General features: G+C 49.7%; 8 protein-coding genes. 2 read left to right on the forward strand and 6 right to left on the reverse strand.

All coding sequences use genetic code 11. The features are described from left to right. Positions 1–232: 232 nt before the first annotated feature. Entirely contained in the window at positions 233–847 is a 615-nt protein-coding gene (locus KDK15_RS11125; protein ID WP_257295427.1) for a hypothetical protein, read from the forward strand. Here KDK15_RS11125 and KDK15_RS21275 read toward each other — a convergent pair. The 4 genes from KDK15_RS21275 to KDK15_RS11145 all read right to left on the reverse strand — a co-directional run bounded on the left by KDK15_RS21275 (position 823) and on the right by KDK15_RS11145 (position 4,209). Continuing rightward, positions 823–933 (reverse strand): hypothetical protein, encoded by a 111-nt coding sequence (locus KDK15_RS21275; protein WP_373691365.1) that lies wholly within the window; start codon positions 931–933, stop codon positions 823–825. The two genes, KDK15_RS11125 and KDK15_RS21275, sit on opposite strands and share 25 nt — an antisense overlap. Before the next feature lie 57 nt (positions 934–990). Continuing rightward, complete coding sequence (locus KDK15_RS11135) at positions 991–1,392, reverse strand: SMI1/KNR4 family protein (protein ID WP_257295429.1); 402 nt, start codon at positions 1,390–1,392, stop codon at positions 991–993. 112 nt (positions 1,393–1,504) lie between these two features. Continuing rightward, positions 1,505–2,845, reverse strand: coding sequence for a DEAD/DEAH box helicase (locus KDK15_RS11140; RefSeq protein ID WP_257295430.1), 1,341 nt, complete (start codon positions 2,843–2,845; stop codon positions 1,505–1,507). 8 nt (positions 2,846–2,853) lie between these two features. Next, positions 2,854–4,209, reverse strand: coding sequence for a DEAD/DEAH box helicase (locus tag KDK15_RS11145; RefSeq protein ID WP_257295431.1), 1,356 nt, complete (start codon positions 4,207–4,209; stop codon positions 2,854–2,856). A 444-nt stretch (positions 4,210–4,653) separates the two neighbouring features. On the opposite strand from KDK15_RS11145, the gene rsuA reads away from it, so the two are divergent. Then, entirely contained in the window at positions 4,654–5,355 is a 702-nt protein-coding gene (gene rsuA, locus KDK15_RS11150; protein ID WP_257295432.1) for a 16S rRNA pseudouridine(516) synthase RsuA, read from the forward strand. A gap of 74 nt (positions 5,356–5,429) precedes the next feature. Here the strand turns inward: rsuA and KDK15_RS11155 are convergent, their stop codons facing one another. Both KDK15_RS11155 and KDK15_RS11160 read right to left on the reverse strand, forming a co-directional pair. Then, positions 5,430–7,412 carry an F-box/WD repeat-containing protein gene (locus tag KDK15_RS11155; protein WP_257295433.1) on the reverse strand — a complete coding sequence of 661 codons (1,983 nt, stop codon included), beginning with the start codon at positions 7,410–7,412 and terminating at the stop codon, positions 5,430–5,432. 2 nt (positions 7,413–7,414) lie between these two features. Then, complete coding sequence (locus KDK15_RS11160) at positions 7,415–7,921, reverse strand: hypothetical protein (RefSeq protein ID WP_257295434.1); 507 nt, start codon at positions 7,919–7,921, stop codon at positions 7,415–7,417. Positions 7,922–8,163: the final 242 nt, after the last annotated feature.

Raw genomic sequence — 8,163 nt, forward strand, 5'->3', positions numbered from 1 at the left:
CAACCTATGAGAAGAAAATTAAAGATCTGCTTGGGCTGGATGAATTGATTAGCTGGTCTGATTATGACCGTTCTGACTGGCTTGCGGATATTCTGGGATAGCCCAGCTATTGTCCTCAGAATCAGAAATTTTTAGCCGCAATTTCTTTCTTGCAATCCTCGCTACGGGCGCTATTCTCCGACAGCCTTCTGGTGAATTACCGGGAAATTAACCAGTCAATGAAGTTATTAATATGCAACCAGTAAATAACTCTACAAACTTATCTCAGGCAGCTTCTGGCTTTTCAAACACTCATGCTGCTTCAAGCAGCGATAGCCTGGCAAAAAAATACATTAATAACAGTTCATCTGACAGATTAGGTGGCAATATTAAAAAAGACTTAGCCGAGCATGACACCATAACTGTTGTTGAGCCTAAGGTTGCCCATGGCTCTGTACCAACCGATTCAACTGAAATCGCTATCGAACAGGAATGGGCTGCTTATGATCAGCTGAAAAATCTGATGGGTAAAGAAGTTTATGATCGTTTTGCTGTGCAGCTTTGTGGAATTTTATATGGTTCTGGTGCATTTCGAGGTTATGGCTTATGGGTCCCTAAACAAGTCAACCCAATTCTAAACTGGTACAATGCAGAACAAAACAAATCAAAGGTAGAACAATTTTTGAATGGTGAATTTCAAGGAACGGAAGCAGCTGTTAGACTTGATCAATTCATCGAAATGTTCGTTACCCACAACGCCTTAGATGAAATAACCAGGATTTGTATAAGTAAAGATAATCTTGGCGCTGTTATATTGGGAGAACCTTCAGACCAGGGAAATATTTATGAGCAATGGAAATCGACATGATCTGTCACGGATTTGATGGGCAGAAAGTCGATACCGTAAAGATGAGCGGTTGCAGCAACGGCGGCACACTCCATCTCTTTGGCCATGCTGTGGTTTTGCCTAATCCACTGCCATGGCCATAATGATCAGAGTTCTTTTAGATATTAGCTCTCCAGCCAGATATCCCGGACCCATAACCAGATCGATGGCCAGCTGTCGTCAGTAACTTCACCATCAGCCCAGCGAACCACTTCCCCTTCTTCGGAAATGCCATAGTATTCACCGTTGCATTCACAAATGGGAATCAGCTCTCTCGGCAGACCTTCAGCCCAGGCATTGGCAGCGACTTCCGGCAGATAAGTATGGGATTGGGGATCGGAGACTGTCACCGGTTCAATGGAGCCATAAATGACATCACTGACTTGCAGCAGAAACTCTCGGAGTTCGTAGGGGAGAGGGATCAGAATCTGTTCTTCCACTTCAACCAGCTGGTCTTCATCCGGCAGTTCCAGTGGGACTGAGACATCCAGAGCGCGTTCCCGAAGTTCTTCAATAATATCTTGCATTGTATGCGACCTTTTTCACCCGCTTTCTTTGGTGGCAATTCCCGGCCAGCAGAGGCAGGGTATTCCCGGCTTATTGCTTTTTCATCTGGCTGAAATCAATCAGCGCTTCTGGTCAGGACTTCCGCTTTTTCCCAGAGAAGACAGCAGGCCTTTTCTTTCCTTTGGGCGTAGTGCCTGAAGGCTTTCTGGTGCTGCCATTCCGTGATTTATTACCCGAACGCTGTTTTATTGCAGGCTTTCCTGTTTTCAGGTCAGCTTTGGCCCGCTTGTTTCGGGTTTTACTGACTGGCTCATCAATCTCAGCGGGACGAACCTCGCCATCTTCAAAGTAGGGGAGAGGTTCAATTTCCAGCGGTTTTTTGATCAGCTGCCGGATGCCGGCCAATAACTTTTTCTCTTCCGGGTTAACCAGGGAGATAGCCCTGCCTTTCTGTCCGGCGCGACCGGTGCGGCCAATGCGGTGAATGTAGTCCTGCGGAACTTTGGGAAGATCATAATTGATGACCAGCGGCAGCTGTTCGATATCCAGGCCTCTGGCTGCCACATCCGTCGCTACCAGAACATCAAAATAGTTATCTTTAAAATCTTCCAGTGTGCGAATACGCAGGTACTGACTTTTATCGCTGTGAATGGCCTGGGCATTGATGCCGTCTTCTGCCAGAAGCTCGGCAACCTTGTTGGCGGCTTTTTTGGTGCGGACAAACACCAGCACTTTCTGCCAGCGACCACCATGGATGAGATAGCTGAGAATCTCCGGTTTGTCCTGCTGGTCTACCGGGTAGAAAGACTGGGACACGGTTTGAGCGGCAGAGTTCGGGGTTTCCAATTCAATCTTTACCGGATGGCGCATGAATTCATGGGCCAGCTGTTTTATGTCTTTGGAAAAGGTGGCGGAGAACAGCAGGTTCTGACGTTTTGTCGGCGCGTTTTGCACAATGCGTTGAATATCGTCACGGAAGCCCAGATCCAGCATGCGATCGGCTTCGTCCAGCACCAGTATTCTCAAACTGTCCAGTTGGATATGCTGTCGGTTGATCATGTCCACCAGGCGACCCGGCGTCGCCACCAGGACATCAACGCCTTTATTCAGAACCTGCAACTGATCGTCAATGTTTACGCCACCATAGACGGCAGCTGTCTTGATAGCCGTGTGCTTGCCATAGGTCTGGAAACTATTGTCAACCTGAATGGCCAGTTCCCGGGTAGGAACCAGCACCAGGGCGCGGATGGCTTTACTGGCTCTCATTTGCGCCAGTCGGTGCAGAATTGGCAAGGTAAAGCTGGCGGTTTTACCGGTACCGGTCTGGGCTGATGCCATCAGGTCACGGCCCGTCAGGGCCATGGGGATCGCTTTGGCCTGAATCGGGGTAGGATTCTGGTAGCCCGCTTCATTAACTGCCTGAATCAGCAACTCATCCAGCCCAAGAGCGGAAAAAGGTAGGTTATTGCTCATAGGTTGTATTATTTCCTGCGCCTGGGTGGTTCAAAACCGGAATCAGTTGAAGTGGTGGTTGCAGAAGCGGGTTTGGCATCGGCCGCCGGTGTACGACGTTTGCCTACATTCTTCTTATCCCGGTGACGTTGTTTATCCGCCGACTGTTTTTTACCCGCACCTTTTTTACCGGCCGGTTTTTTCTTGCCGGCGGCTTTGCCAGAACTCTTCAGCTTTTTGGGGCCTTTATAGCTGCCCAGCAGATCTTTGATGGCACGTTTCTCAAAACGCAGCCGGAGGTAGCGTTCAATACCCGACATCCGATTCCATTCGTCCGGCCCAATCAGGGAGATGGCCAGCCCCTGTTCCCCGGCACGCCCGGTACGGCCAATCCGGTGGACATAGTCATCACCATTACGGGCCATTTCCAGGTTGATAACCAGTTCTACACCCTTGATATCCAGACCGCGGGCCGCGACATCGGTAGCAATCAGAATGTTGATCTTGCCATCCTGCAGCAGGCGCATAATGTGCTTACGCGCCCGCTGGTCCATGTCCCCGTGGAGTACGCCGACCTTCAGGCCTTTCACCCGGATTTTGCCAACAAATTCCTCAGCCCGGGCTTTGGTATTGGTGAACACCAGGGCTTTGTCATAGGTTTCATTCCGGAGCAGCCAGATCAGCTGTTTTTCTTTATGGGCGGTATCGTCCGAGAGAATAATCTGCTGGTGGATATTGGCGTGTTTTTCCCGGACAGAATTCAGCTTCAGACGGGTTGAATCGTTCAATACCCGGGAGGCCATTTCACCCAGGCCCCGGGCTTCCAGGGTCGCTGAGAACAGGAACGTCTGGCGTTCGCCATGGCACTGTTCAACGATGCTCAATACGTCGGGACCAAAGCCCATATCCAGCATGCGGTCCGCTTCATCCAGTACCAGGTATTCCAGGTCGTTGAAATCATGGTTGCCGTTTTTTATATGCTCAATCAGGCGGCCGGGGGTGGCAATAAGGATCTCCGGGTTTTTGCGCAGAGTGTTCACCTGATGGCGGTAGTCCTCACCACCAACGATCAGCCCTGCCTTGATGTAGGTGTAGCGAGCCAGTGCTTCACACTCTTTCAACACCTGCAGGCCCAGCTCCCGGGTAGGAACGAGCACCAGTGCCCGGGTGCTGGTTTTGGGCGAAGGGGTGGTGTGCATATGGTTGAGCATGGGCAGCAGAAACGCGGCGGTCTTACCACTGCCGGTTTCTGCGCTGACCATCAGATCCTTGCCGGTCATGGCCAGGGGCAGGGTTTGTTCCTGAACCGGGGTGGCCTGTTCAAACCCGAGTTCATAGAGTGCTTTTTGCACCCGTTCATGGAGAGCCAGCTCAGAAAATAGCAATGGGGAGTTCCTCGGCCATAGGGGAAATACGATTTTTTATAAGGGGAATAAATGGTGATGCATTTTATGACTGATGACGTGAAAAGCCAATATGTGAAAATTCATAAAATAGTGAGTGGTTTGGGGTGGCTAAAGCAATGGGGTTCCAGTTCTTGGCTTAAAAGAAAAGCATTGGTTTTATAGAATCAACATCATTAGCCCAGGAAATAGTTCCAATTATTGCCAGGACATCAGATGTGGATGTTAGTGCTGATCTTTCAGGTTATAAAATTTAACAGTCAAGCAATTAACTACTTTGCAAAAAAATGGCGATCAGGTCACCAGGAGCCTGCCGGGCTTATTGATAATTGATATGCGCGAATGTTCACCAACTCCCTGCATTGTTACTGGCTATAACGCTCCTTTAATATTACCATCCCGCTTTTCAGGCATAGTCTTCCCCGAATGCGTTTAGATAAATACCTCTGCGAAAGTACTGAGCTCTCACGTGCCAATGCCAAAAAATGTCTGCACCGAGGTGAGGTGACCTGCGATGGCATTGTGGTGAAAAACAGTGCCTTCAAGGTACCGGATAACTGTGAAGTCCGTTTACTGGGTGAGCTGGTTAAAACTCGCGGGCTTCGCTATATCATGCTCAACAAACCCGAAGATACGCTCTGTTCCAATGTGGATGAGGTCTATCCATCGGTTCTGTCGTTGCTGGATATTCCCAAGGCCTACTCACTCCATATCGCTGGCCGTCTGGATGCAGATACTACAGGGCTGGTACTGATTACCGATGATGGGCAATGGTCTCACCGATTGACCTCACCTGTGAAAGTGTGTGGCAAGCGCTATCGTGTTCAATTAGCCGACCCTCTGCCGGAAGATAAGACTGTAGAACTGATTGAGCAGTTTGCCAGCGGTATTGAACTGAAAAGTGAGAAGGCACTGACCAAACCTGCGTTACTGGAAGTTCTGGCACCCTCAGAGGTATTGTTGACCATTACTGAGGGTAAATATCACCAGGTTAAGCGTATGTTTGCGGCCATCGGCAATAAGGTGATGAGTCTGCATCGTGAACAGGTTGGGGATATTGCCCTTGATTTATCCCTGAGGCCCGGGGAGTGGCGCTACCTGGCTCAGGATGAAATCGATTCAGTCTGAACTGACCTGGAAAAATAGAAAATAAGCCCCGTTAATTGATGCCACTGGCTACGGGCGCTATGCTCAGACAGACTTTATCCATTCACCTGCGGACCGGACTTGCGAGCCTTTTTGCCCACAGGCGGCAATACCGGTGACGCTACATGTTTACGTTTCGTGGGCGACGGTGGCGCTACATCCTTTCCGTAAAGGCGCCAGACTTTAATTTGCTTACCCCTACGGCTAATGGTGACGAGGTGGCTGCTGTTGGCGCTGAATTCTGCTGAGTTGAGCGCGTATTGATGGTCCAGGCCGGCTTTATGGGACCATTTGCCATCTGCCTCATAGCCAAGGATCAGGGCTTTGCCTGCACACTCATTGATGACAACATGGGAGCCATCGTGGTTGAACTGGCCTGAATAGACCCCGCTCTCTGGCTCAATATTGGCGCTTTGCAGCCACTCCCCACTGGCGTTACGAGAGTGGATGCTGGCTGTGCAATGGTTGTTGGGTTTTTCTGAGTCGTTGCCGGATACTGCCAAAATATGGCGGTTATCAGCACTGAACTGGGTGGAACTGATTTTATATTTATGCTCAATGGTCAGTTGCTCTGACCAGCTCCTTTGGTTTGCATCAAACCCGTAGATTTTCGCCGAGTGATCACTGGTTGTTATTAGCAGGAGACTATTGGGGCTAAAGCTGGCAGAGGAAACCCGTCCGGTATGTTTAATGACCTCTTTTATCTGCCAGTTATTGTCGGTATCACAACTGAAGATGTTGACTGTGTGATCGCGACTGGCCGTCACCGCATGGCGGCTGTCGGGGCTGAAGCTGGCTGAGCAGATCCTGCCGGAGTGGGTAATAACGGCTTTTTTTGTCCAGCGGCCATCGGGGTTAACGCTGTAAATCGTTGCTGTCTGACCAGAATCATTATTCTGATTATCGCTGACGGTGATGATATGCTTGCCATCCGGGCTGAACTTGGCTGAGATGACTTTGCCATTATGTTGCAGGGTGGCTATTCGCCGCCAGGTGCCGTTATCTGCACGTCGGTAGATTCTGGCAGTGTGGTCTTCGCTGGCGGTTACTAACAAGGTGCTATCAGGGCTGAAGTTTGCTGAACGAACATCCCCATCATGGGTAATCCTCGCTGTTAATGCCCAGCGGCCATCTTGGTCTACTGAGCCGATGCATGCACTGTTATCGCCGCTGGCCGTCACTGCATTTCTGCTGTCGGGGCTGAAGGTAGCCGATCTGATCTCGTCTTTATGGGAAATGGCGAGTTGCTCTGCCCAGCAGTTATTGGCAGAACGGCTGGTGATTTTTACCATCCGGGTGGTACAGTGACTCAGTAAATGGCAGTTATCAGCGCTGAGGGTGACCTGCCTGACCCAGCCTCCATGGGGAATGGGGATCTGCAGGTAGCCAATATTCTTCGCTGCCAGGACATGAATTTTGGCACTGCAATCGGCGCCATAACAGTTGGTCACCAGGTAGCTGGCACCGTGACTGAGTGTGGCTTTGTCGACTTTATAGGACTTGCACTGAATGTCTGATACTAAAACCGGTTGCAAAACTGGAGAGTCATTCATGAATTGACCCACCAGGTAAAACAGGCGTTGAGGGAACAATGTTATATTTTGTGGGTTCCGGGCCTCAAATTCGTCTGTCATCTCCTCAGCCAGCTGGCGACAAAGACTGCTGACAAGCATTTCATCCCGGGTAAACTGCATCAGCCAGGCTCTTAGTTCATGCTTACTGATATTTTTGGCGATCTGGGTGAATTGCTGCTGTTGTAATGGCTCGAAGTGTTTGTACCATGGCCTGCTTCTGGCCGTCAGAATCGGGGCGGCTATATCCCGTAAATACCGACAGGTTTCTTCTATCGCCATTACATCTCTGTGCGATAAATAATCCACAATCCGGGATATCATTTCCCTTGGCAGAGCCAGTAATGGAGATAAGTCCCGGGCAGGAACAATGGCGACACCATTGCTGGTGCCTTTTTCTGCCGGATCATTAGTCGCAGTAGCTAAAGTGGTATAGCCATTAGTTTGGCTAACGGGGTTGGTATCCATTTTTAAAACTTCCCTGATATGGCGTAAGAGTGATCCCTGATGTGTGTGTGTTCGAACTCCGGCGGTGACGGTAAATCTTCCGGAGTTAACGGCTGGTGCTTGCCGGGATGGGCGGCAACCTTTGGTAGTAATGCTGTGTTATCAACAATATCAACGACGGTGGAGCCATTAACGGCAGGGGGATTGTTCGTGCTTGTCGCTTCAGTCTGAGCATCCGGCTTTGGAGAGAGCAGAGAATTAATGTCGGGGATTGGACGAGCATGGAACCGGAAGGTGCGGTTCGGTGCATGAATGTGACAGGTGTCAGCGTTGGAAAAGACTGCCGAAACTGGTTTAAAATCTGCGGTCTTGATTGACTTGCCGGCAAAAAAATGGCTGATAAAACAATGGTAGCAGCCTTCATAACTGGCTTGTAACAAAAGGAAAGGCTTGCTGGATTTACTGCCATAAAGCCGCAATTCGAAAGCTGCACCGATAGTTTCCTTCGATATGATGGGAAGGCTCTGCATACTCTTATTCCTTTAAGCTTGTGATTTGTAAATAGTCGAGTGTTTAACAATCATGACTATGGTTGGACAGATGCCTAAAGAAAAAGTTCATGGGAACAAGTGCGGCGGCCATTGCCGTGGCCGCCACGGCAATGCTGTTTTTCAGGATGGCGTTGACTCTGTGTCGGATGAGTTGGCAAAGCGGATCAACCGCTCCTAAAAACTTGCTCAAACCTGCTCAAAGTTATCTAAACCTGAGCATT

The sequence above is a fragment of the Endozoicomonas sp. YOMI1 genome, assembly GCF_024606345.1.
GTDB lineage: Bacteria > Pseudomonadota > Gammaproteobacteria > Pseudomonadales > Endozoicomonadaceae > Endozoicomonas.